Consider the following 24,297-nt stretch of genomic DNA (forward strand, 5'->3'; position numbering starts at 1 on the left):
CCAGGCAGATGAACTTTGCATGACAAAACTTCGGTCCGGGCCCGGGCCGACTGCCTTATGGCAAAGCGGCATCACGGCCGCACCGAACTGCCTTCCATGACCCAGCACAAGGAACCCTGCGATGTCGCGCGGCCAGCACCAGCCAGACTTTCCAGCCACCGTCGTCCAGCGCCGTGGCCAGCCTGTCGGCCATGAGCCCATGCTGCTCAAGCCCCTGGCCCAGGCCATCGCGCTGCTGATGCTGGCGGGCACGGCCCACGCCGCGCAGCCGTTCAGCTCGGCCTGGTTTGCGGCCAAGGGCGCTGCGCCCGCCAGCGGGGGCGGCGTCGGCGGCGGTGGCACCGTGCAACTGCCCGGCGCGCCACCGCCGCTGGCACAGCAGCAGCGCCTGAACCAGCAGTTCCAGCGGTCGGTGGGCAATCTCAACAACACCGTGGCCGCCATCGCCGCGCAGCAGGCCGCCCAGGCCGCCGGGCGTACCCTCGCGCAGGTGCAGCCGCAGACCGTGCCCAACGGCCTGGGCGAGGGCGGCCTGAAGGTCGACGAGAACCCGTTGACCAAGGGCTGGCAGAATGCCAAGGCGCCGCAGCAGAGCCAGGTGGGCGGCAGGACGCAGGTGCTGATCGAGCAGACCGCCGACAAGGCGATCCTCAACTGGGAGACCTTCAACGTCGGCCGCGACACCACGGTCAAGTTCGATCAGCAGGCGCAGTGGGCGGTGCTCAACCGGGTCAACGACCCCAATGCCCGGCCGAGCCAGATCCAGGGCCAGATCGAGGCCCAGGGCACGGTGATGCTGGTCAACCGCAATGGCGTGGTGTTCAACGGCAGCAGCCAGGTCAACGTGCGCAACCTGGTGGCGGCGGCAGCGCAGGTCAGCGACGAGCAGTTCCGCGAGCGTGGGCTTTATGTCGACAACAACGCCAGCCAGGCCACCTTCACCGAGGCCGCCGGCAAGCTCCAGGTCGAGCGCGGCGCGCAGTTGCAAACCCGCGCGCCGGCCAGCTCCACCGAAGGGGGCGGCTACGTGCTGTTGCTGGGCAGCGAGGTGAGCAACGAAGGCCAGATCATCACGCCCCAGGGCCAGGCCACCCTGGCCGCCGGTGACGCCTTCTATATCCGCCGGGGCAAGGGCACCCAGGCCAACGCCTTCTCCACCACCCGTGGCAACGAGGTCGCCAGCAGCCTGAAGGCCGGCAGCAGTGCCGGCAGCGTGGCCAACGCTGGCTTGATCCAGGCCGCGGGCGGCGACATCACCTTGACCGGCCATGCCGTGCGCCAGGACGGCGTGGCCCTGGCCAGCACCGCGGTGGACCGGCGGGGCAGCATCCACCTGCTCAATTCGGCCAGTGACGCCAACGGCACGGTCAGCTTCGGCAAGGGCAGCGTCACCGCCGTGCTGCTCGACGACAGCCAGGCCCTCGACAGCCAGCGGGAGGCCTCGCGGCAGGTGGTGGATGGTGTCAGCGGCAACAATGCCACGGGCCGCTTCGACAACTTGAGCAAGGTCATCGACCGCCCCGAGCAGTCGCGGGTGGAGGTGGTCAGTGGCGGCACCGTGCATTTCCAGGAAGGCGCCCTGACCCTGGCCACCGGCGGCCAGGTGGCGGTCAGCGCCGGGCTGCGCAGCCTGGTGGACGAGGGCGCGCGCATCGATGTGGCCGGGGCCCTCGGGGTCAAGGTGGCGATGGAAAGCAACGTGATCAAGATCAACGTGCAAGGTAACGAGCAGCGCGACGCGGCCGGCAACCGTGACAAGGGCGGCCTGATCAACAGCGATGTGTGGGTGGATGTACGGGAACTGGTGCATGTCGAGAAGGGCGTCAACGGCTACGCCAGCGATCGTTGGTACACCGCCGGTGGCCTGCTTGAGGTCGGCGGCTACCTCGGCACCCGCAACCACAGTGTCGGCGAGTGGATGGCCCAGGGCGGCACGGTGACCTTCACCGGCCAGGACCTGGTGACCCGTGCCGGCGCCGAGATCAACCTGTCCGGTGGCACCCTGGCGGTGCAGGACGGCTACGTCCGCCAGAGCTGGTTGCGTGGTGAGGACGGACGCCTGTACGAACTGTCGCGGGCCCCGGGCGACCTGCTCTACACCGGCCTGTACAAAGGCTACCAGGCGCACAGCGCACGCTGGGACCAGACCCGCACCTTCTACAATCCGCTGATCGCCCCTGGGCAGCGCTTCGAGCAGGGCTACACCGTGGGGCGCGATGCCGGCAGCCTGGTGGTGGCGACCCACAGCGCGGTGCTCGATGGCCAGCTGGTCGGCCAGACCTGGCAGGACGAGCGCCAGGTCCAGGCGCCGGTGCGCGGAGGCGACGGCTATAGCCAGGTCCACAGCGCCCGAGCCCAGGGCGCGCAGCTGGTGATCGGCCAGCAGGTGCCCGGCTATCTCTCCGATGCCAAGGCGCTGGGCATGAGCCTGACCCCGGTCATGCAGCAGGTGCTGGTGCGGCAAGGGGCGGGCGGGCAGAGCGCCGATATCGGCCTGCAGGCACCGCTGGACGACAAGCGTCGCGGGCAACTGCTGCTCGACAGCGACTGGCTCAACGGCTCGGCCCTGGGCGGCCTTACGGTCGCCGCTCAGCAGCGTATCCAGGTCGATGATGCCCTGCGTCTGGCCGACGGTGGCAGCCTGACGCTCTATGCCCCGCAGGTGCAGGTCAATGCCGACTTGACCGCCAGAGGCGGGCAGATGGTCCTGGGCGATGTGCTCAGGCAGCGGGTCCTCGCCAGCCTGCAGGACCTGCCGCTTGTTACCCCGACAGGGCTGCGCGCGCAGGTCGGCGTGGCCGCCGGCGTACGCTTGGATGTCAGCGGCTTGCGCAGTGAAGGTGTGAGTCCCGGCGAGCGGGCCTGGCGCAACGGCGGCAGTCTGAGCCTGCGTAGCAGTGGTGATGTGCTGTTGGACAGCGGCAGCGTGCTGGACGTATCCGGTGGGGTGGTGCGCCGCGAAGCCAACCGCCTGCTCGGCGGCAGTGGCGGCAACCTGACCTTGCAGAGCAGCGTGCTGAACAGCGCCGGGACCGGCCGGATGCGCCTCGACGGTGAGCTGCGCGGTTACGGCAGCAGTGGTGCGGGCACCCTGACCGTGGCCGCCGACCGGGTGAGCATTGGCGCCGCCGCCGATGGCAAGGCCAGCGTGCATCTGGCCGAGGATTTCTTCAGCCGCGGCTTCGCCCACTACGCCATCACCGGCAATCACAGCCTGAGCGTGGCCGCCGGCAGCCGTATCGATGTCACCCGGCCTGTGGAGCGGCTTGACGCCAGCCAGCCGGTCAGTGGTCAGGCGCAGGTCTGGCTGGCGCCGCCGCTCGTGCAGAACGCCGTGGCCGGCACCCTGGAGTCGCGTGCCGGCGCCAGCCTGGCCCTGGCGGCGGGCGATACCCGTTTCGCCCAGACCGTGCGCGAAGCAGCGTTGCTCGAGGTCGGGCGCGGCGCGACGATCAGTGTCGACCCGTTGCAGTCCATCAGCCTGGGCAGCACCGCGCAATTGACCCTGGACGGCACCCTCAATGCCTGGGGCGGCAGTGTCAGTCTGCTGCAGCCGTGGCTGCCGGCCATGGATTCCGGTGTATCCGAAGGCGCGCACCAGCGCTCCATCCGCCTCGGCGACCAGGCCCTGATCGATGTGTCCGGTCGGGCGGTCACGGCCGTTGACCTGCAGGGGCGCCGCTATGGCCGGGTTGATGACGGCGGCAGCATCGTCATCGGCGGGCAGATCGACCACAACCTGGGCACCAGCAACGGCGCCTACCTGTTCCTGGACATGGCCGAAGGCGCCCGCCTGCGCGCCGATGGCGCCGAGGCCACGCTGGATATCCGTGGCCAGGGGCCGGTGGCCGTGGCCAGCAACGGCGGGCGCATCAGCCTGGCGTCGAGCCATGGGTTGCGCCTGAACGGCAGCTTCAGTGCCGCTTCCGGTGGTCGTGGCGCTGCGGGCGGCAGCCTGGAGGTGGCGTTGGACACCGGTCTGTACCTCAATGCCAGCTTGGTCGACGGGGTCAAGGCACCCCGCGAGCTGACCCTTGCCCAGGGCGCTGCTGGCCTTCAGAACGGACCGTTGCGCTATGGCCAGGGGCGCCTCGACGTCGCCAGGATCGCTGCTGGGGGCTTCGACAGCCTGTCGCTGCTCAGCGACGGCGTGGTGGCGTTCGATGGCGACATTGATCTGCAGATGGCCCGCAGCCTGCAGCTGTACACCGGTTCGCTGGTGCTGGCCCAGGGGAGCGCAGGCAACGCCCGTGTTCACCTGCAGGCGCCCTATGTGCGGCTCGCGGGCAGCAACCACCGCAGCGCTGAGCAGGCGACCCGACCGACCCTCAAGGGCGGCCTGTCGACCCAGGACAGCGCGGCGCTGTTGCAGGTCGACGCGCAGCTGCTGGACCTGCGCGATGCGCTGACCCTGGGCGCCCATGGCAGCCTGGCCTTGGCTACGGGCGGCACGTTGGATTTCGATCGGCGTGGCTTTGCCCTGGGCAGCCTGCGCAGCCAGGGCGACCTGCGCGTGCTGGGCAAGGTCGGCGAGGGCACCGACCGCACCTTGCTGCGCGGCAATGCCGACCTGGAGCTGCTCGCCGCGCAGATCTACCCGACCACCGGTGCCTTCGGCCAGATCGAGACGGGCGCCAACGCCACCCTGCGCATTGGCAGGGCCGGCCAGGGCACGCCCGAGCAACCGTTCTCGGTATTCGGCCGACTGGCGCTGATCGCCGGCAAGGTGGAGCAGGGCGGCGTGCTGCGGGCGCCGCTGGGCGGGTTGTCGCTGGGGCAGGAAACGGGGGGCACCCAGTCCGTGACCCTGCTGCCGGGCAGCATCACCTCGGTCAGCGCGGCCGGGCTGGTCATGCCCTATGGCGCAACGGTGGACGGCTTGAGCTACCTGTTCGGTGGCGAGGCGGTGAAGCTGGTGGGGGCGGCAGGCGACAGCCTTTATGGGGTGTCGCTCAACGGCAAATCGATCGATGTCCGCCAGGACGCCTTGATCGACCTGTCCGGGGGCGGCACGTTGACCGGGGCCGGATTCGTCTCCGGACGTGGCGGCTCCACCGATGCCCGCTACCACCCGCTGATGCAGTTCGATGGCGAGGGGCGCCTGGTCCTGCCCACCCTGGACAGCAACCCGGTCTATGCCATCGTGCCAAGCTTCACCGGCCCCTACGCACCGGTCACCGGCGAAGCCGGCGTGGCAGCGCCGGGGATCGGCCAGCAGATTACCCTGGATGGCAGCATTCCAGGCCTGGCGGCAGGCACCTACACCTTGCTGCCGGCCAGCTACGCCCTGCTGCCGGGCGCGTTCAGGGTCGAGCTCAATGGCCTGGCCACGGCCGTGGGACGCTCTGGCAGCCAGGCGATGCGCAACGGCTCATGGACCACCACGGGCAGCCTGTCGGTGGCCAACACCGGTATCCGCCAGGCGCTGCCGAGCCAGGTGATCCTGACCGCAGCTGACGTGCTGCGACGCTATTCGCAGTACAACGAAATGGCCTACGCCGACTTCGTGCGCGCCGATGCCGTGGCCAAGGGCGTGCCGCGCGCGGCGATCGAGGCCGATGGCAAGTGGCTGAACCTGCGGGTGCAGACCAACAATGACGCCGCCAGTACCTTGCGTGTCGCCGGGCGGGTGAACTTCGCCGCCGCCCAGGGCGGTCATGCCGGCAGCGCGGCGGTGTTCGGCGCCCGGGGCCTGGAGATCGTCGCCGATGGCGGCAGCGGCCAGGCCATCGGCGACAACATCGCGGTGCTGTCGGCACGCGAGCTCAATGCCTTGCAGGCACCCCGGCTGACCCTGGGCGGGCGGGCCAATGTGCTCTACGGCCAGGGCGGCAACCAGATGACCTTCCTCGAAGGCACCCGCGATATCTGGGTGCGTTCGGGGGCCGAGCTGCGGGCCGGCGAAGTGTTCCTGACCAGCAACGATCCGCACGGCGGTATCGTCGTCGAGCAGGGGGCCGGTCTCGTCACCCTTGGCCGTGGCGCGGTGCCCTTCGGCGCCGATGACGGCTACTTCATCAACAGCAATGGCCGCGCCTTGCTGGCGGTGTCCAATGGCCGGCTGGAGGTGCTGTCTTCGCCGCTCACCACCAGCGGGGCGCCGGGTTCCATTCTCATTGGCGGCTGCAGCGCCGGCGATTGCCAGGGCAGCACCCGGCTGTACTCGGAAGGCTCGCTGTTCGCCGCCACCGACAAGACCTTCAGCCTCGATGATGGCGTGGCCTTCGGCACCCGTCACCTGGGCCTGTCGGTCGGACGAATCAACGTCGGCAGCGCCGAGGCGCTGGCCCAGGCCCTGGCCAATGGTGTCCTGGGTCAGGGCCTGACCCTCAACCAGCAGGTGCTCGACCGCCTGCTGCAGGGCAGCCCGGCCGATGGCGTGCCTGCTTTGCAGACCCTGACGCTGGCGGCGTCCGACTCGCTGAATTTCTTCGGTACCACCGCGCTCGACACCTACGACCCGGTCACCGGCAAGAACCGTCTGCAGGCCTTGGTCCTCGGCGTGCCGGTCATCCATGGCAGTGGCTTGGCCGGCGACCAGGCGACCATCCGCACCGAACGCTTGATCTGGAGCGGTGCCCGTAACGTCGCGGGTGCGCCGATCGCGGGTGGGGCCGGCAGTGGCGATGGCGTGCTGGCCATCCGCGTCAAGGACCTGGAGTTCGGCTATGGCGCCAACAGCCAGCCCGACGGCAGCGCCGACATGGCGCGCCAGACCTTGGGCTTCAGCCGTGTGGAACTGCACGCCAGCCACCAGGTGACGGCCAACCACAAGGGCAGCCTGCTGGTTCATCACCGCCGTGGCGACTACCAGGCCGACGGCGGCTTCGCCTATAGCGGTGGCGACCTGCTGGTGGACACGCCGTTGTGGACCGGCACCGCGGGTTCGCTCAACCGCATCGAGGCCGGCGGCACCCTGCGTGTGCAAGGCGCTACGGGTGCGCTGGCCAGCGGCCGCGAGGCACTGGGGGCCGAGTTGAGCCTCAAGGCGCGGCAACTGCTGGTCGACGGCACCTTCAGCCTGCCCAGTGGCCGCCTGACCCTGCAGGCCGTGGACGACCTGCGCCTGGGCGACGCCGCGCGGGTGGACCTGGCCGGGCGCACCCTGACCTTCAATGATGTGACCCAGTACAGCTGGGGTGGCGAGCTGGTGCTCGGCAGTCAGTTCGGCAACATTCACCAGGCCGCCGGCGCGTTGATCGACCTCAGTGCCCGCAACAACCGCGCCGGTCGCCTGAGCGCCATCGCCCTGGGTGAGCAGGGCGGGGGCATCGAGCTGCTCGGCCGGATTCTTGGGGCTGCCAGCGGCCAGTATGATGCCGCCGGCACGCGGGTCCCCTACGCGGGTGGCGCGGTCGATATCCGTGCCCGGCACCTGGACGATTTCGCCGGCCTCAACCAGCGCCTGAACCGCGACGAAGTGTTCGGCGCGCGCAGCTTCCAGATCAAGCAGGGCGACCTGGTGATCGGCGATGAGCTCAAGGCACGGCAGATCAACGTGTCGCTGGACAATGGCCAGCTCAGGATCGAGGGCCATGTCGATGCCAGCGGCGAGCAAGTCGGCAGCATCCGCCTGGCCGCCGGACGTGGCCTTGCCCTCGGCGCTGGGGCGCTGCTCGATGCCCACGGCAGTGGGCTGCGGGTCGACAGCTACGGCGCGATCATCGACGCGCCGAACCGCGCCGTGGTCGAACTCAACAGTGGCCAGGGCCAGCTGACCCTGGCCAGCGGCGCGCGCATCGACCTGCGCCACGGCACCGCCGCCGGGCAGGGCGATGGCCGCCCACGGGGCACCCTGGAGCTGATCGCCCCGCGCCAGGGCAGCGATACCGCGGGTGATATCGCCATCGACGTGCGCGGCCCTGTGGACATTCTCGGTGCCCGTTCCATCGCGGTGGTCGGCAACCAGCGCTATACCGACGCGGCGCCGGGCGGCACTTCGGTCAGTGGTCGGCCGGTCCAGGTCATCGACCAGGATTACCTGAACCGCAAGCACGACCTGAGCGTGCAGTTCATCAACCACCTGCTGGGCAATCCCGACCTGCTCGAGGTGCGCCTGGCCGGGCTCAACAACTCCCGCTACGCCCAGGCCCTGCACCTGCGGCCGGGCGTGGAGATCGCCACGGCCGATGCCCGCACCGACCTGGTGGTACAGGGCGACCTGGACCTGTCCGGCCATCGCTACGCCAGCCTCAACCCGCTGACCGCGCAGACCTCGGTCTACGGTTCAGGCGAGGTGGGCAACCTGGTGCTGCGCGCCGGGGGCAACCTGGAGGTGTACGGCAGCATCAGCGACGGCTTCATGCCGGTGGACCTGGCCACCGACGACACACGCACGGACGGCAAGGGCTGGTTGCTGGTGCCCGGCAAGCAGCCCTTCGACAGCGACCTGGTGATCCCGCGCAGCGGCGTCGAACTGGCCGAGGGCACGCGGTTCCCCGAAGGCAGCCTGCTCAACTTCGACCTGCCGTTCGCCGCCACCACCTTGCCGGCCAACCAGCGCCTGCCCAGTGCCTTGAGCCTGTCGGCGCCCTTGACCCTGCCTGCGGGCACGGTGCTCGAGGCCCCGGTGCGCGATGCCGGCGGCAACCTGTTGTATGCCGCCGGCACCTTGTTGCGCGAGCCGGTCACCCTGGCCGTTGGCACGCGTCTGGATGCGGGCAGCCGCCTGCCGGTCAGCGTGGCGGTGCAGGGCGGCACCTGGAGCAAGGGCGTTGCCCTGCCCAGCAGCGGTCTGACCCTGCGCGGCGTGCTGGGCCTGGCCGTGGGCTCGCGGCTGCCGGCCGGCACCGACGTCAAGCTGGCCGAGGGCGTCGACCTGATCGAGTTGCGGCCCGCGGTCAATGGCCAGCAGGGGCGCAACTGGGCGCTGGCGCAGATGCTGGCGCAAGGTTCGCAGTCCTGGTCGATGCGCCTGGTGGCCGGCGCCGACCTGGATGCCGCCGACAGCCGCATCACCCGCCCCGACACCGAGGCCGGCGTGTTGCGCCTGGCCGACCTGCACTACATGGCGCAGCAGAAACGCAGCGGCGGCGGGGATACCGGCACCGGCATGGTCTGGGGGCCGGACAACACCTACGGTATGGAGCCAGGTACTCCGGTGGCGCCCGAGGACCTGGCGCTGTGCGAGATCGCCGGCTGGTGCGAGCCGGCAGTGAAGACCATCAAGGTCTGGGGCCCCGACAACACCTATGGCATGGAGCCGGGTACCCCGGTGGCGCCCGAGGACTTGGTGCTGTGCGACATCGCCGGCTGGTGCGTGGACCAGACAGTGGGCGGCAAGAAGATCTGGGTCTGGGGGCCGGACAACACCTATGGCATGGAGCCCGGCACCCCGGTGGCGGAAGCCGACATGGACCTGTGCTCGATCCCCGGCTGGTGCGTGGAGGTTGATGCGCCGAGCGAGCCCGAGCGTATCGAGGTCACGCCGCAGACCCTGATGTTCAGCGTGCTGCGTACAGGCACCGGCGATCTGGACCTGCTCAGCGCCGGCGACTGGCGCATGGACTCGCTGTTCGGCGTCTACACCGCCGGCACCCAGGCGCCGTCGCTATGGCGCGACGGCAGTGATCCGCACCAGGTCGCCCGTGGCCGGCTGGCCGACGGCAGCGTGCTGGGCGGCGCCGGCACGGCCTATGAAGCGTTGACCGACAGCCTGTACCGCGCCTGGTATCCGGAGCAGGGCGGCAACCTGCGCATCGCCGCCGGCGGCGACCTGACGGGCAACCTGGTGGCGACCAGGACCGGCAGTGCCCTCGCCAGGCCGCAAGTGGCGTCGGCCGCGGTGGGCAACTGGTTGTGGCGCCAGGGACAGCCCAGCGCCGATATCCCGGCGGCCTGGTGGGTCAACTTCGGCACCTTCGCCCAGCAGCCCCAGGCCACGGTGGCCGAGCCCTGGCTGGTGGGCTTCACCGGCATCGGCACCCTGGGCGGCGGCAACCTGGATGTCGGCGTGGACGGTTCGGCGGGCCTGCTGCAGAGCAGCAACACCGCGGGCGTCGAGGCCGAGCGCAGCCAGGGCCTGAACCTGGTGGTCGGCGGCAGTGGCCGGATGACCGAGGACGGCCGCCTGGTGCAGACCGGAGGCGGCGACCTGAACCTGCGTGTGGCCGGCGCCATCAACCCGGGTTCCAGTGCCCTGGAAATGGCGCGCGTCACCCCCGACCTGGGCGGCACGCTGGTCAACCTGCGCGGCGCCCTGAATGTGCAGGCGGGCAGTATCGGCGTGGTCAGGCAGGTCTATGGCAGCAGCTTCGCCTTCAACGACAGCAGCGAGTCGCGTGCCTACGACCCTTTCACCTCGACCAAGGCGGCGGCGCTGGGTGGCCTGACGCTGATGCCGGGCGATGCCGCCGTGCGCCTGGACAGCCGCGGCGACCTGGTCGTGCAAGGCGTGGGCGACCCAGGTCGGGTGCCGCAGTTCAACATGACCGGCTTCCTCGGCGACAACGGTATGCGCTATGCCGGGCAGGGCAGCAGCTGGTTCTCGCTGTGGCGCGAGACCACCGCCGTTGACTTGCTGGCCCTGGGCGGCAATGTCACGCCGGTCAACCTCGACGACACCCGACCCGGGCGCAACCTGCCGCTCTACGGTGGGCGGCTGTTCTACCCGACGGCCCTGCGCGTGTTGGCGGCCAACGGCAGCTTGTACTACGGCAGTTCGGCCAGCGAGCGGGGCGTCGCGACGTCGGCGTACTCGCTGATGACCGCGCCGTCTGCGCGCAGCGCCCTGCAACTGATCGCGGGCGAGTCGATCTATGCCGGTGGCTATGTGATCAGCCAGGCCGGCACCGACACCTCAGCCATCGCCACGCCGCAGCGACCTGCCATGCTGGGCCAGGACTTCGCGTTCGTGTACCGGGCCGGCAACCTGAGCGGGGACGTTGCCGTCAGCCTGGATACGGCGCCGTTGTTCACCTATGGGCTCAACACCTACAGGGCCGGGCAGCGGCCGCAGGCGCCTGCGCGTTTCTATGCCCTGGCGGGCGACATCCTCGGCTTGAACACCGGCGAAATCATTGAATACCAGCAGACCGGGCTCAAGCTGTACCAGGGCGCAGGGCCGGTGCGGGTGATGGCCGGGCGCGATATCGTCAATGCAGGCAAGGCGCTGGGGACCGAGCGCTTCGGGGCGACGGGCATGGTGGCAGGGGATCAGGGCAACATCCATTCCTCGGGCAACCTGATCATTCATGGCGACGCGTTGGATGTCTCGTTGATCAGCGCCGGCCGCGACATTCGCCTGAGCACCTTCAATGTTGCCGGGCCCGGCCAGCTGGAAGTGGTGGCCGGGGGCAACCTGTTCCAGTCCGGCCAGGGCGTGGGCTCGGCTTACCAGGAGGCGGCGATCAACAGCATTGGCCGGGTCGATGGCAGCGGTGGCGGGAACGACGGCGCGGCCATCGCCATCATCGTCGGCGCTGGCAAGACCGGTCCGGACTATACCCGCCTGCTCGAGCGTTACCTGAGCACGAAGCAGGGCCAGCCGGACCAGCCGTTCAAGGTCTACGACCAGGAACTGCAGGCCTGGCTGCGTGAGCGCTTCGACTTCACCGGCGATAGCGCCGCAAGCCGTGACTATTTCGCCGCCTTGCCCGCCGAGCAGCAGCGCATCTTCGCCCGGCAGGTCTACTTCAGCGAACTGCGCGAAGGCGGACGCGAGTACAACGACGTCAACGGCCCGCGTACCGGCAGCTATGTACGCGGCCGCCAGGCGATCGCCACGCTGTTCCCTGAGCGGGATGTGGCCGGCAATACGATCAGCTATGGCGGCAGCGCCACGTTCTATGGCGGGGCGGGCATCCATACCGACTTCGGCGGCGGCATCCAGGTGCTGACACCCGGTGGCCAGCAGGTGTTCGGCATCGAGGGCGAGGCGCCACCGTCCACCGCCGGGGTGATCACCCAGGGCAGCGGCGATATCCAGCTGTACTCGCACGGCAGCATCCTGCTCGGCCAGAGCCGGATCATGACCACCTTCGGCGGCTCGATCCTCGGTTGGTCGGCCCAGGGCGACATCAACGCCGGTCGCGGTTCGAAGACCACCGTGGTGTATACCCCGCCCAAACGCACCTACGACCTGTGGGGCAACGTCGGCCTGGCGCCAAGCGTGCCGAGCACCGGCGCCGGCATCGCCACGCTCAACCCGATCGCCGAGGTGCCGCCGGGGGATATCGACCTGATCGCGCCGCAGGGCACCATCGACGCTGGCGAGGCCGGGATCCGCGTATCGGGCAACGTCAACATCGCCGCGCTGCAGGTGGTCAACGCCGCCAACATCCAGGTCCAGGGCGACGCCAAGGGCATGCCGGCGGTGGCCTCGGTGAATACCGGGGCGATCGCCTCGGCCAGCGCCGCGGCATCGTCGGCCAGCCAGGCCGCCGAAGAGGCGGGGCGCCAGCAGCAGGCCGCGTCCAGGCAGCGCCAGCCGTCGGTGATCACCGTGCAGGTGCTGGGCTTCGGTGGCGAGCGGTTGGTGCCGGGGCAGGACGGGGCGAGCCTCAACCCCCAGTACAATCGCCAGAGCCCGGTGCAGGTGCTCGGGGCCGGGGCGCTGGATGAACGGGCGAAGGCACAGTTGACCGAGGAGGAGCGGGGCAACCTGTTGCTATGAGCCGGGGCTGCCGGGCAGCGGCGATGGGCCAGGAGTCCTGGCCTTCGCTGCTGCCCGGCTCGTTATCGTCGGGCTTCATCGACCGCTGTCGGATCCGCCTTTTTGTCGCGGGTGCGCAGCAGCGACAGCAGCACGCCGCCGAGCAGCAGGCCGAATGTCACCCCCAGCGACACCCCGGCCGGCACCTTGCCCACCAGCCCGTGCCAGAAGATCTTGCAGCCGATGAAGATCAGCACCAGCGCCAGCGCGTACTTGAGGTAGACGAAGCGGTGCATCAGCGCCGCCAGGGCGAAGTACAGCGAGCGCAGGCCGAGGATGGCGAAAATGTTCGAGGTGTAGACGATGAACGGATCCTGGGTGATGGCGAAGATCGCCGGTACGCTGTCGACGGCGAACACCAGGTCGGCCAGTTCGATCAATACCAGGGCCAGGAACAGCGGCGTGGCATAGCGGATAGCCCGCGTTGCTCCGGGCGGTGTGAGCTGAACGAAGAAGTGCCGGCCATGCAACTCGTCGGTGACGCGCATGTGCCGGCGCACGAAGCGCAGTACCGGGTTGTTGGCCAGGTCCGGGTGGGCGTCGTCCTTCGACAGCGCCATCTTCACCCCGGTGAACAGCAGGAAGGCGCCGAACAGGTACAGTACCCAGGCGAAGTGCTGTACCAGCGCGGCGCCCACGCCGATCATGATCGCCCGCAGCACCACCACCCCGAGGATGCCCCAGAACAGCACGCGGTGCTGGTAGCGGCGGGGGATGGCGAAGAAGCTGAAGATCATCGCCATGACGAACACGTTGTCCATCGACAGCGATTGCTCGACCAGAAAACCCGTGTAGAACTCCAGCGCCGGTTGCGCGCCCAGCTCATACCAGACCCACACGCCGAACAGCACGCCGACGCTGAAGTAGCCCGAGTACAGCAGCAGGCTTTCGCGCATCTCGATCTCGCGGTCCTGGCGGTGCAGCACACCCAGGTCGAGGACCAGCAAGGCGATGACGATGGTGATGAAGACCAGCCACAACCAGGCGCTGGTGCCGAGAAAAGGCGTGAAGAGGAATTGCTGCAGAGCCGTCATGAGCCCCTCCTTGATTGTCGACGTTGCATGGCAACAGTGATTCCGACATGGCGGCGCAAACCGTCAGAGGGGCCCGGCATCACATGATTGTGAGCCTAGTCGCGATCCTCGGGCTTGCCGAATGGCAGGCTGTTACATTTCTTTGCCTGGATCCAATGGCCAGCGGCGCGACGGACCGACTGCGCGCTATGGGTTCTGACGGGTCTTGCAGCGTATCCGTTAGGGGCACATCTCCGGGGCGCCGCCGGCCTACCAGGCCAGCGGCTGCTCGAACCCCTTCCAGCACACCCAGCGTCGTACCTCGCCATGCGCCCCGGTGCCGATCTGCCATTGCGGCCGGCCGCTGTCCAGGGCGATCAGTGAAATGAAGCCGGCATGGCTGGCCACCGCCAGGGTGCGGCCGTCGGCGCTGATGTCCATGGCGCTGATGGTCGAGCCGAGGTAGTGCTGCCAGTGCTCGCTGCCGTCCTCGCCGAAGGCGCGCAGATAGCCATGGGCGTCGCCGACGATGTACTCGCCTTCGCGGGTGACGCCTGCGTAGATCCGCGCGCCGTCCTGCAACAGCGGCGTGCGCGGGTCCTCGCTGTAGAAGCCGGTGTCCAGCCCCGGCAGGTCGGCCACCCGCACGCCGACGGTGCCGCCCTGGTAGAAATGGCAGGCGTTGAGGATCAGCTGGTCGCCGCGCCGGTTGAACAGGGCGAAGTGCGGGTACTCGCTGGCCGGGCCGACTTCGGCGATGGGCCTGAAGTGTTCGTCGAGCACCAGGTGCCGGCCGCACTGCTCACCCAGGGCGATCAGCCGGCCATCCGGTGACAACGCGGCGTGCTCCATGGCCAGGCCCAGGGCTATGTCGTCCGGATCGGTGCCTTGGCGCAGGTCCTCGAGAATCGTCTCCTGGCGTGGCAGCAGGCGCGTGGCACCGTTGGCGGCGAGGACGAAGATGCCGTCGCTGCTGACCAGCAGGACCCGCTGGCCGTCAGGGAAGGGCAGCAGCGCGGTGGGCGTCGGCGGCAGGTCGAAGGGGTCGAACGGATAGCCGGCGGGCAACCCTTCCAGGCCATGGGGCCAGGCCAGCCTGGCCACCTGCGGGCCGCCCCAGCCATCGGTCACGCGCACCCCTTCGGCATTGGCCAGGGCGTAGTAGCGCCGCTGCGGGCAGCGGCCGAAGTGCTCGACGCCGATTACCGGGGTGATGCCCTGGTCGTCGATACGCAGCACCTGGCCCCGGTCGAACGGCATGCCGATGCGCGCCAGCAGGCTGCCGTCGTCGAGCAGCAGCAGGTTGCCGATGCCCTGGGCCTGTTCCTCGAACAGGGGCACCAGCGGCAGGTGCGCTGGCGGCCAGGCTTCGCGGAACAGCTGGCGCTGCGCCGGCTCGACGCCGGGTCGGTTGATGGCCCGCAGCGCCGCCAGCCAGGCGTCGAGCAGGTGTTCGGTCGCCGCTGCCTGCGGCTCCTCCAGATCGTCCCAGCCTTGCGCACGGCCCTGCGCGACATAGCGGTTGATGGCCTCGGCGTAGGCGATGACCGCCTCGCGCCATTGCTGCTGGGGGTGCTGCTTGTCCATGGGCGGATCGAACTCCTTGTTCCGCAGGGTGAGTGGCGCTGCCACAAAAGGGTGCATGGTACTCCGTCGGCGTCCGTGGTTGTGAGGTCCGGGCTTGATGCGTACCATGCTGGGCATCCTTCCAATAATCAAAAACGTGCATCACCGGCCTGGCACCTGGGCAGGCGATGCGCGTCCTGTTGCCTTGCCCGCGGAGAAAGACCTCTTCACATGAATGGACCCGTACCCACCTCCATGCCCCCTGCAGCCGGCAACGGCAGCTGGCTGAGCGTCATCGCCCTGGCGCTGGCGGCGTTCATCTTCAACACCACCGAGTTCGTCCCGGTGGCGCTGCTCAGCGACATCGGTCGCAGTTTCGAGATGACCACCGCGCAGGTCGGCCTGATGCTGACCATCTATGCCTGGGTGGTGGCGCTGGCGTCGCTGCCGATGATGCTGATGACCCGCAACATCGAGCGGCGGCGCCTGCTGCTGATCGTGTTCCTGGTGTTCATCGCCAGCCACCTGTTGTCGTGGTTGTCGCAGAGCTTCGCCATGCTGCTGGTCAGCCGCATCGGCATTGCCCTGGCCCACGCCGTGTTCTGGGCCATCACCGCGTCGCTGGCGGTGCGCGTGGCGCCGCCCGGCCAGCAGGCCAAGGCGCTGGGCCTTTTGGCCACCGGTACCACCCTGGCGATGGTCATGGGCATCCCGCTGGGGCGGGTGGTGGGCGAGGCGCTGGGCTGGCGCATCACCTTCCTGTGCATTGCCGGGGTGGCGCTGGCGACCATGCTGTGCCTGATGAAGTCGCTGCCGCTGCTGCCGAGCCAGAACTCCGGCTCGCTGCGCAGCCTGCCGATCCTGTTCAAGCGCCCGGCGTTGGTGATCACCTACCTGCTGGTGACGCTGGTGATCACCGCGCAGTTCACCGCCTATAGCTATATCGAGCCGTTTGCCTTGCACGTGGCGCAGATCGGCGGCGAGCGCACCACGCTGCTGCTGTTGCTGTTCGGCGGCGCCGGGGTGTTCGGTTCGGTGCTGTTCAGCCGCTACAGCGAGCGGTTCCCCCATGGCTTCCTGGTGGGCGCCATCGGCGCCCTGGCGGCGTGCCTGTTGCTGCTGCTGCCGCTGTCGGGCAATTTCCCGGTGTTCGCCGGGCTGAGCATGGTCTGGGGCGTGGCGATCCTGAGCTTCAGCCTGGCCCTGCAGTCCAAGACGCTGAAGCTCGCCTCGGATGCCACCGACGTGGCCATGGCGCTGTTTTCGGGGATCTACAACATCGGCATCGGCGGCGGCGCGCTGCTGGGCAGCATCGTCAGCAGCCAGCTGGGCGTGGCGCATATCGGCCTGGTCGGTGGCGGCGTGGCGGTGGTTGGCCTGGTGCTGGCATTGTCCAGCACCCAGCGCTTTCGTGAGGCCTTGACGCGCGTTCCCGGCCAGGTCTGAACCGCGACCTCTGTAGGGGCTGCCCGAGCATCGAAGCGCAGCCCCGGCACGCGAATGCCCATCGACTGATCCGCATCAATCCCTCAGACAATATGCGCCCCTGTAATAGGGGCGCTTGTGTATCGGCAAGGCTGCCACTAATATCCAAGCGTTTTCTTGTGTAATTGCCTGTTCCCCCTGGCCAGGCCATCAATACGGACGTTGATATGGATTTGCACACCTCCCTGTGGCTGTTCCAGGCCATCCAGGCCGTGGGCCTGGCCTTGTGGCTGAGCATCGCGGTGTTGAACAACCTGCAGGCTTTCGCCAGCTCCGTTGGCGCCATCGGCGCCACCCTGGCCATGGCGCCGCTGCGCCAGCCACCGGCCATCGACTTCCCCCTGCTGCGCCGGGCCTGCCAGTCGACCGGCCTGGCCCGCACCGCGCTGCTGGTGATCCTGCTGCTGCAGGTGGTCGCCAGCGTGGCGGCCTGGATCGGTTGCTACGGGCTGATCGTTGCCCAGGACCCGCTCATGGCCCGCGCCTGGCTGAACCTGGCGCTCGCCGCCTTCCTCGCCTTCACCTTTGCCATGCTGCTCGGTGGCCTGTGGTTCGGCTACTGGATTCGCCAGGAAGGCCTACAGCTCACCCATCTGGTGCTGGTGCTGTGGGCGATCCTGGCGTTCTTCCTGTTCAACCTGAATTGGGCCTGAGGCGAGGACGCGCGATGAAGAGCAAGGCGATACTCGGCAGCGTCCTGGTACTGGCGCTTGTGACTGCCGGCGGTCTGGCCTGGCGCCATGCCGGCCAGGCCCAGGCCACGGCGACACCGGCGCGGCACCTGGTCAAGGTGGCCCTGGCCACGGTGCAGAAAGCACCACAGAAACGTGCCTTCGCCGGCGTCGGCGAGCTGGAGGCGGTGCACCAGGTGCTGGTGTCGGCCGAAATCGGCGGACGGGTGACGGCGATCAACTTCACGTCCGGCCAGCAGGTGCGCAAGGGCGATGTGCTGGTCACCCTCAACGATGCCCCCGAGCAGGCCGAGCGCCTGCGCCTGAAGGCCCAGCTGGACAATGCGCGGACCAACCACCGGCGGGTCAAGGACCTGCTGCGCGAGAACGCCGCCACCCAGGAACAGCTGGACAACGCCCTGGCGGCCCGCGACATGGCCCAGGGCGAACTGGCCCGCACCGAGGCGGTGATCGCCCAGAAGGCGGTGCGCGCGCCGTTCGACGGGCGCCTGGGCATCCGCCGGGTGAACCAGGGCCAGTACCTCAATGTCGGTGATCCGGTGGTCAGCCTGATCGACACCCGCAGCCTGTACGTCAACTTCTCCCTCGAAGAGCAGCTGAGTGCCCAACTGCGCCCCGGCCAGCCGGTCGAGGTGCGTCTGGATGCCTTCCCCGACACGCCGTTCACCGCTCATATCACGGCCATCGACCCGTTGATCGGCCGGTCGCGCACCGTGCAGGTCCAGGCCACCCTGGCCAAGTCCGATGCGCGCCTGGCGGCCGGCATGTACGCCAGCGTGCAGGTGGCCAGCCCCGATGACGGCCAGGTGCTGACCGTGCCGGAAACCGCGGTGGCCTATACCGCCTATGGCGACACGGTGTTCGTCGCCCGCCACGATGACGCCGCCGGTGCATTGGTGGTGCAGCGGGTGGCGGTGCGCACCGGCGAGCGCCAGGCCGGTCGGGTGGTGATCGAACAGGGCTTGAACGAGGACGACCAAGTGGTGGTGTCGGGGCAGTTGCGCCTGAGCGACGGCACCGCCGTGCAAGCCACCGAAGACACCCTGCAGGCCCCGGCCAGCGGCGCCTGACCCCAGCGAGAACACGCCATGACATTCACCGACCTGTTCGTGCGCCGGCCTGTGCTGGCGCTGGTGGTCAGCACCCTGATCCTGCTGCTGGGGCTGCTGTCGCTGCTGCAGTTGCCGATCCGCCAGTACCCATTGCTGGAAAGCTCGACCATCACCGTGACCACCGAATACCCCGGCGCCCCGGCCGAGCTGATGCAGGGCTTCGTCACCCAGCCGATCGCCCAGGCGGTGTCGTCGGTGGAAGGCATCGACTACCTGTCGTCCTCCTCGGTGCAGGGCCGCAGCCTGGTGACCGTGCGCATGGAGCTCAACCGCGACTCGACCCAGGCGCTGACCGAGGTGATGGCCAAGGTCAACCAGGTGCGCTTCCGCCTGCCGGAGCGCGCCTACGACCCGGTCATCGAGCGCTCGGCCGGGGAGTCGACGGCGGTGGCCTATATCGGCTTTGCCAGCCCGAGCCTGCCGATTCCGGCCATGACCGACTACCTCACGCGGGTGGTCGAGCCGCTGCTCAGTACCATCGAAGGCGTGGCCAAGGTCCAGGTGTTCGGTGGCCAGACCTTGTCGATGCGCCTGTGGATCGACCCGGCGCGCCTGGCCGCCCGGGGCCTGACCGCCGCCGATGTGGCCGAGGCGGTGCGGCGCAACAACTACCAGGCGGCACCCGGCAAGGTGAAGGGGCAGTACGTGATCGCCAATATTCGCGTCGACACCGACCTGACCTCGGTCGGCGACTTCCGCGAGCTGGTGATCCGCAACGACGGCAACGGCCTGGTGCGCATCCGCGACATCGGCACCGTCGAGCTCGGCGCCGCCTCGGCCGAAACCAGCGCCAGCATGGACGGCGTGCCGGCGGTGCACCTGGGCCTGTTCGCCACCCCGGGCGGCAACCCGCTGGTGATCGTCGAGGGCATCCGCCAGCTGCTGCCGCAGATTCGCCAGACCCTGCCGCCGGACGTCAAGGCCGAGCTGGCCTTCGAGACGGCGCGGTTCATCCAGGCCTCCATCGACGAGGTCACCAAGACCCTGCTCGAAGCCCTGGCCATCGTGGTGGTGGTGATCTACCTGTGCCTGGGTTCGTTGCGCACGGTACTGATCCCGGTGGTGACCATCCCGCTGTCGATGCTTGGGGCGGCGGCGCTGATGCTGGCGTTCGGTTTCAGCATCAACCTGCTCACCTTGCTGGCCATGGTGCTGGCGGTGGGGCTGGTGGTGGACGATGCCATCGTCGTGGTGGAGAACGTCCACCGCCATATCGAGGAGGGGCGCACACCGGTGGCGGCGGCATTGATCGGCGCCCGCGAGGTGGCCGGGCCGGTGATCGCGATGACCATCACCCTGGCCGCGGTGTACGCGCCGATCGGCATGATGGGCGGGCTGACCGGCGCGCTGTTCCGCGAGTTCGCCCTGACCCTGGCTGGCGCGGTCGTGGTTTCCGGTGTGGTGGCGCTGACCCTGTCGCCGGTGATGAGCTCGTTCCTGCTTGATGCGCGTCAGTCCGAAGGGCGCATGGCCCATGCCGCCAACCGTTTCTTCGACTGGCTGGCCGAGCGCTACGCCCATGTATTGGGGTTCTCGCTGAAACATCGCTGGATCAGTGTCGGCTTCGCCTTGCTGGTGCTGGTCAGCCTGCCGCTGCTGTACAGCCTGCCGCAGCGCGAGCTGGCGCCGACCGAGGACCAGGCCGGGCTGCTTACCGCGATCAAGGCGCCGCAGCATGCCAACCTGGCCTATGTCGAACGATTCGCCGACAAGCTCGACGCGGTCTACCGCACCCTGCCGGAGACCGTCAGCACCTGGATCATCAACGGCAGCGATGGCATCGCCTCGGGCATCGGCGGCATCAACCTGCAACCGTGGGACGAGCGTGCGCGCAACGCCTCGCAGATCCAGCTCGACCTGCAGGCGGCGGTGAACGATGTCGAAGGCACCAGCATCTTTGCCTTCCAGCTGCCGGCGCTGCCGGGCTCGACGGGCGGCCTGCCGGTGCAGATGGTGCTGCGCAGCTCCCAGGATTACCGAGTGCTGTTCGACACCATGGAGCAGGTCAAGGCCAAGGCCCGACAGAGCGGCCTGTTTGCCGTGGTCGACAGCGACCTGGATTACAACAACCCGGTGGTGCAGGTGCGGGTCGACCGCGCCAAGGCCAACAGCATGGGCATCCGCATGCAGGACATCGGCGAGTCGCTGGCGGTGCTTGTGGGGGAGAACTACCTCAATCGCTTCGGCCTCGACGGCCGCTCCTACGACGTCATCGCCCAGAGCCCGCGCGACCAGCGCCTGACCCCGCAGGCCCTGACCCGGCAGTACGTGCGCAGCGAGGAGGGCCGGCTGGTGCCGCTGTCCACCGTGGTGCAGGTCAGCGAGCAGGTCGAGCCCAACCGCCTGACCCAGTTCAACCAGCAGAACGCCGCGACTTTCCAGGGCATCCCGGCGGCCGGGGTCACACTGGGCGACACGGTGGCGTTCCTCGAGCAGGTCGCGGCTGAATTGCCCGTTGGTTTCAGCATTGACTGGCAGTCCGACGCCCGCCAGTACCAGCAGGAGGGCAACGCCCTGATGCTGGCGTTCCTCGCCGCCGTGGTGGTGATCTATCTGGTGCTGGCCGCGCAGTACGAGAGCCTGGTCGATCCGCTGATCATCCTGATCACCGTGCCACTGTCGATCAGCGGCGCGCTGCTGCCCCTGGCGCTGGGGGTGGCCACGGTGAACATCTATACGCAGATCGGCCTGGTGACGCTGATCGGGCTGATCAGCAAGCACGGCATTCTCATGGTGGAGTTTGCCAACACCCTGCAGGCCGAGCAGCACCTGGACCGGCGCACGGCGATCGGCAAGGCGGCGCAGATCCGCCTGCGGCCGATCCTGATGACCACGGCAGCCATGGTGGTGGGGCTGATACCGCTGCTGTTCGCCTCGGGCGCTGGCGCTGCCAGCCGTTTCGGGCTGGGCGTGGTGATCGTCACCGGGATGCTGGTGGGGACCTTGTTCACCCTGTTCGTGCTGCCGACCATCTACAGCCTGCTGGCCCGTGACCATGCCAGCACCGCGCGTTCGGCGCGGGCGCGTTCGTTGGCCGAAACCCTGGAGGGCCAGCCATGAAGCCTGTATTCGTCGTCTCCCTGATGGCCCTGGCCTTGTCTGCGTGCAGCGTCGGCCCCGATTACCAAAAGGCCGAGGTACCGGCCAGTGGCGTGCACAGCCCGCAGCGCGCCGCCTTCGCCGCCCGTGGCGAGTTGCCGGCGCAGTGGTGGCGGTTCTTCGACGATCCGCAGCTGGTGCGCCTGGTCGACCAGGCCCTGGCCAACAACCACGATATCCGCCAGGCCCATGCCAACCTGCTGGCGGCGCGGGCGCTGTTCGACGACCGCAGCCTCGACCGCTATCCCTGGGTCACCGCCCGCGCCGGCTACAACCAGAGCCTGGAGCAGCAGCAACCGGCTGATGGCAGCGACCCGCGGCGCATGCGCACCGAGCAGTACCGCGCTGGCTTCGACGTGCAGTGGGAGATCGACCTGTTCGGTCGCCTGCAACGCCTGACCGACGCCGCCGAGGCCCGCGCCGACGCGGCGGCGGCGGACCTGCGCCAGGCGCGCCTGAGTATCGCCGCGGAAGTCGCCCGCAACTACTACCTCCAGCTTGGGCTCAAACGCAGCCTGGCCGTGGCCGAGGATCAGGTCGAGGCCTGGCGCGAGACCCTGCAGCTGACCAGCGCCCAGGTGCGCGCCGGCAGCGGCCAGTACGAGGACCAGCAGAACGCCCATGCCAACTTGCTGCTCAGCGAGGCGGCGGTGCCGCCGTTGCAGGCGGCAATCCAGCAGGCCAGCTACCGCCTCGACGTGCTGACCGGGCAGGTGCCGGGCAGCCAGGAACAGGGCGCCGCGCCGTTCCTGCCGCCGTTGGCGCGCCAGTTGCCGTTGGGCGATGTCGACGCGCTGATCGGCCAGCGCCCTGATGTGGTCAGCGCCGAGCGTGAGCTGGCGGCCAGCACCGAGGATGTCGGCGCGGCCACCGCCGAGCTGTACCCGCGTCTGGACCTGGGCGGCTTCGTCGGTTTCTTCGCCCTGCGCAGCGGCGACCTGGGCAGTGCCGCCCGCGCCTACGAGCTGGCGCCGGTGGTGACTTGGCCGGCGCTGCGCCTGGGCAACGCCCGTGCCCGCTTGCGGGTGCGCGAGGCGCTGGCCGAGGGCAGTCAGGCACGCTACCAGCAGGCCGTGCTGCTGGCCCGCGAAGAGGTGGAGAACGCGGTGACGCAACTGGTGCGCAACCAGGCGCGGCTGCAAAGCCTGGTGGCTTCCGCCGGCCACGGCAGCGAGGCCATCGACATTGCCAACAAGCGCTATCGGCGTGGAGCGGGGACCTACCTGGCGGTGTTGGAGAACCAGCGTGCGCTGTTCTCGATCAAGCGCGAGGTGGCCGAGGCGGAAACGGCGTCGTACCTGGATGCGATTGCGCTGTACAAGGCGTTGGGGTGGGGGAGTGCGGCACAGTAGCCCTCATTGGTTGTTACCCTGTGGGCGCCATGGGCGGCGAGCAAGAGTTCCAGGATGGGCCTAATTTTTCCGGTGCGGTCTTCGTTTTCATGGAAGCCGCCCTGCGCCCGGCGCGTTCGGCACTCATCATTCAAGGAGACAGGCAATGACTTCCGTTTTCGACCGCGACGATATCCAGTTCCAGGTAGTGGTCAACCACGAAGAGCAGTATTCCATCTGGCCCGACTACAAGGCGATCCCCAACGGCTGGCGCGCGGTGGGCAAGAGCGGCCTGAAGAAGGACTGCCTGGCCTACATCGATGAGGTCTGGACCGACATGCGCCCACTGAGCCTGCGCCAGAAGATGGCCGAAGCCGCGGCGCAATAAGGCGGTGTCGAGCTTGAACCTGCTGTGCCTGCCGTACTCCGGTGCCAGCGCCATGGTCTACAGCCGCTGGCGGCGCAAGCTGCCGGCCTGGCTGCAGGTACGCCCGGTGGAGTTGCCCGGGCGTGGCGCGCGCATGGGCGATCCGCTGCACACCGACCTGCGGGGGCTCGCCCGGCAGCTGGCCCATGAGCAGCGGGGCGCCACCCAGGCGCCCTACGCGCTGCTCGGGCACAGCCTGGGGGCGCTGGTCGCCTTCGAGCTGGCCCACGAGCTGCGGGCGCTGGGTTGTCCGGCGCCGGTGGCGTTGTTCGCCAGTGGGACGGCGGCGCCGACCCGGCGGGAGGACTATGCCGGTGGCAAATGGACCGAGCCTCGGGGGGAGGCCGAACTGATCGGCGAACTGCGCAAGCTAGGGGGGACACCTGAAGAGGTGCTGGCCAACCAGGAGCTGATGAGCCTGACCTTGCCGATCGTGCAGGCGGACTTTTTGCTTTGTGGGCGGTATGTGTATGAGCCGCGTCAGTTGTTGCAATGTCCGTTGCATGTGCTGGGTGGTGAAGAGGATCGGGCCAGTGATGAACAGTTGCAGGCTTGGGGGCGGGAGACTGGCGGGGGGTACTCGCTGACGAAGTTTCCGGGTGGGCATTTCTTTATTCATGAGCAGGAAGAGCGGGTGCTTGATGTGCTTTGCCGGACGTTGGAGCCTTTGAGGCTTTGTGCTTGATTGGTGGGGTTGGGGTGTTTGGCTATAGCTGATATTTGATCTGTTGTTGTTGTTGTTGTTGTTGTTGTTGTTGTTGTTGTTGTTGTTGTTGGTTTTGGAAGTTGTATGCGCATTCATTTGTGATGTCGACGCTTAATCACCTTTCCGCCCTTACGGCGGGTTACTTAATGAGATGGTCACCCCGGCACCCTGCGAGGCGTACGCTTTCGCAGGGTGCTTTTACTTCGGAGACCGT

Annotated in this window: 10 protein-coding genes; 8 read left to right on the top strand and 2 right to left on the bottom strand. The window is 68.5% G+C overall.

From position 1 onward, the window contains the following. Positions 1 to 121: 121 nt before the first annotated feature. Positions 122 to 12,613 (top strand): filamentous haemagglutinin family protein, encoded by a 12,492-nt coding sequence (locus AC25MA_RS24580; RefSeq protein WP_486972478.1) that lies wholly within the window; start codon positions 122 to 124, stop codon positions 12,611 to 12,613. A 62-nt stretch (positions 12,614 to 12,675) separates the two neighbouring features. Here the strand turns inward: AC25MA_RS24580 and AC25MA_RS24585 are convergent, their stop codons facing one another. Together AC25MA_RS24585 and AC25MA_RS24590 are read right to left on the bottom strand one after the other, a co-directional pair. After that, entirely contained in the window at positions 12,676 to 13,686 is a 1,011-nt protein-coding gene (locus tag AC25MA_RS24585; RefSeq protein WP_036985693.1) for a TerC family protein, read from the bottom strand. A 249-nt stretch (positions 13,687 to 13,935) separates the two neighbouring features. Further along, positions 13,936 to 15,252 carry a hypothetical protein gene (locus AC25MA_RS24590; RefSeq protein WP_084943219.1) on the bottom strand — a complete coding sequence of 439 codons (1,317 nt, stop codon included), beginning with the start codon at positions 15,250 to 15,252 and terminating at the stop codon, positions 13,936 to 13,938. Positions 15,253 to 15,462: 210 nt separating this feature from the next. Here AC25MA_RS24590 and AC25MA_RS24595 point away from each other — a divergent pair, with 210 nt between their 5' ends. The 7 genes from AC25MA_RS24595 (at position 15,463) to AC25MA_RS24625 (ending at position 24,062) form a co-directional block, all read left to right on the top strand. Beyond that, entirely contained in the window at positions 15,463 to 16,677 is a 1,215-nt protein-coding gene (locus AC25MA_RS24595; protein WP_062363466.1) for a sugar transporter, read from the top strand. A 206-nt stretch (positions 16,678 to 16,883) separates the two neighbouring features. Further along, positions 16,884 to 17,369, top strand: coding sequence for a DUF2165 family protein (locus AC25MA_RS24600; RefSeq protein WP_062363470.1), 486 nt, complete (start codon positions 16,884 to 16,886; stop codon positions 17,367 to 17,369). 14 nt (positions 17,370 to 17,383) lie between these two features. After that, positions 17,384 to 18,478, top strand: coding sequence for an efflux RND transporter periplasmic adaptor subunit (locus AC25MA_RS24605; protein WP_062363475.1), 1,095 nt, complete (start codon positions 17,384 to 17,386; stop codon positions 18,476 to 18,478). Between the two features lie 18 nt (positions 18,479 to 18,496). Next, positions 18,497 to 21,580: a MexW/MexI family multidrug efflux RND transporter permease subunit gene (locus AC25MA_RS24610; protein WP_028688759.1), complete on the top strand. Its 3,084-nt coding sequence runs from the start codon at positions 18,497 to 18,499 to the stop codon at positions 21,578 to 21,580. Continuing rightward, positions 21,577 to 22,971, top strand: coding sequence for an efflux transporter outer membrane subunit (locus AC25MA_RS24615; RefSeq protein WP_486972479.1), 1,395 nt, complete (start codon positions 21,577 to 21,579; stop codon positions 22,969 to 22,971). Before AC25MA_RS24610 ends, AC25MA_RS24615 begins: the two co-directional genes overlap by 4 nt. 145 nt (positions 22,972 to 23,116) lie before the next feature. Then, complete coding sequence (locus AC25MA_RS24620) at positions 23,117 to 23,338, top strand: MbtH family protein (protein WP_003256222.1); 222 nt, start codon at positions 23,117 to 23,119, stop codon at positions 23,336 to 23,338. A 4-nt stretch (positions 23,339 to 23,342) separates the two neighbouring features. Next, complete coding sequence (locus tag AC25MA_RS24625; protein ID WP_028688760.1) at positions 23,343 to 24,062, top strand: thioesterase II family protein; 720 nt, start codon at positions 23,343 to 23,345, stop codon at positions 24,060 to 24,062. Positions 24,063 to 24,297 lie beyond the last annotated feature (235 nt).

Source organism: Pseudomonas sp. P65(2024), from assembly GCF_057480955.1.

Excerpts from the sequence above, each read along its gene's own strand:
- AC25MA_RS24580 (WP_486972478.1), top strand. The coding sequence starts at position 122 with ATGTCGCGCGGCCAGCACCAGCCAGACTTTCCAGCCACCGTCGTCCAG.
- AC25MA_RS24585 (WP_036985693.1), bottom strand. The coding sequence starts at position 13,686 with ATGACGGCTCTGCAGCAATTCCTCTTCACGCCTTTTCTCGGCACCAGC.
- AC25MA_RS24590 (WP_084943219.1), bottom strand. The coding sequence starts at position 15,252 with ATGGACAAGCAGCACCCCCAGCAGCAATGGCGCGAGGCGGTCATCGCC.
- AC25MA_RS24595 (WP_062363466.1), top strand. The coding sequence starts at position 15,463 with ATGAATGGACCCGTACCCACCTCCATGCCCCCTGCAGCCGGCAACGGC.
- AC25MA_RS24600 (WP_062363470.1), top strand. The coding sequence starts at position 16,884 with ATGGATTTGCACACCTCCCTGTGGCTGTTCCAGGCCATCCAGGCCGTG.
- AC25MA_RS24605 (WP_062363475.1), top strand. The coding sequence starts at position 17,384 with ATGAAGAGCAAGGCGATACTCGGCAGCGTCCTGGTACTGGCGCTTGTG.
- AC25MA_RS24610 (WP_028688759.1), top strand. The coding sequence starts at position 18,497 with ATGACATTCACCGACCTGTTCGTGCGCCGGCCTGTGCTGGCGCTGGTG.
- AC25MA_RS24615 (WP_486972479.1), top strand. The coding sequence starts at position 21,577 with ATGAAGCCTGTATTCGTCGTCTCCCTGATGGCCCTGGCCTTGTCTGCG.
- AC25MA_RS24620 (WP_003256222.1), top strand. The coding sequence starts at position 23,117 with ATGACTTCCGTTTTCGACCGCGACGATATCCAGTTCCAGGTAGTGGTC.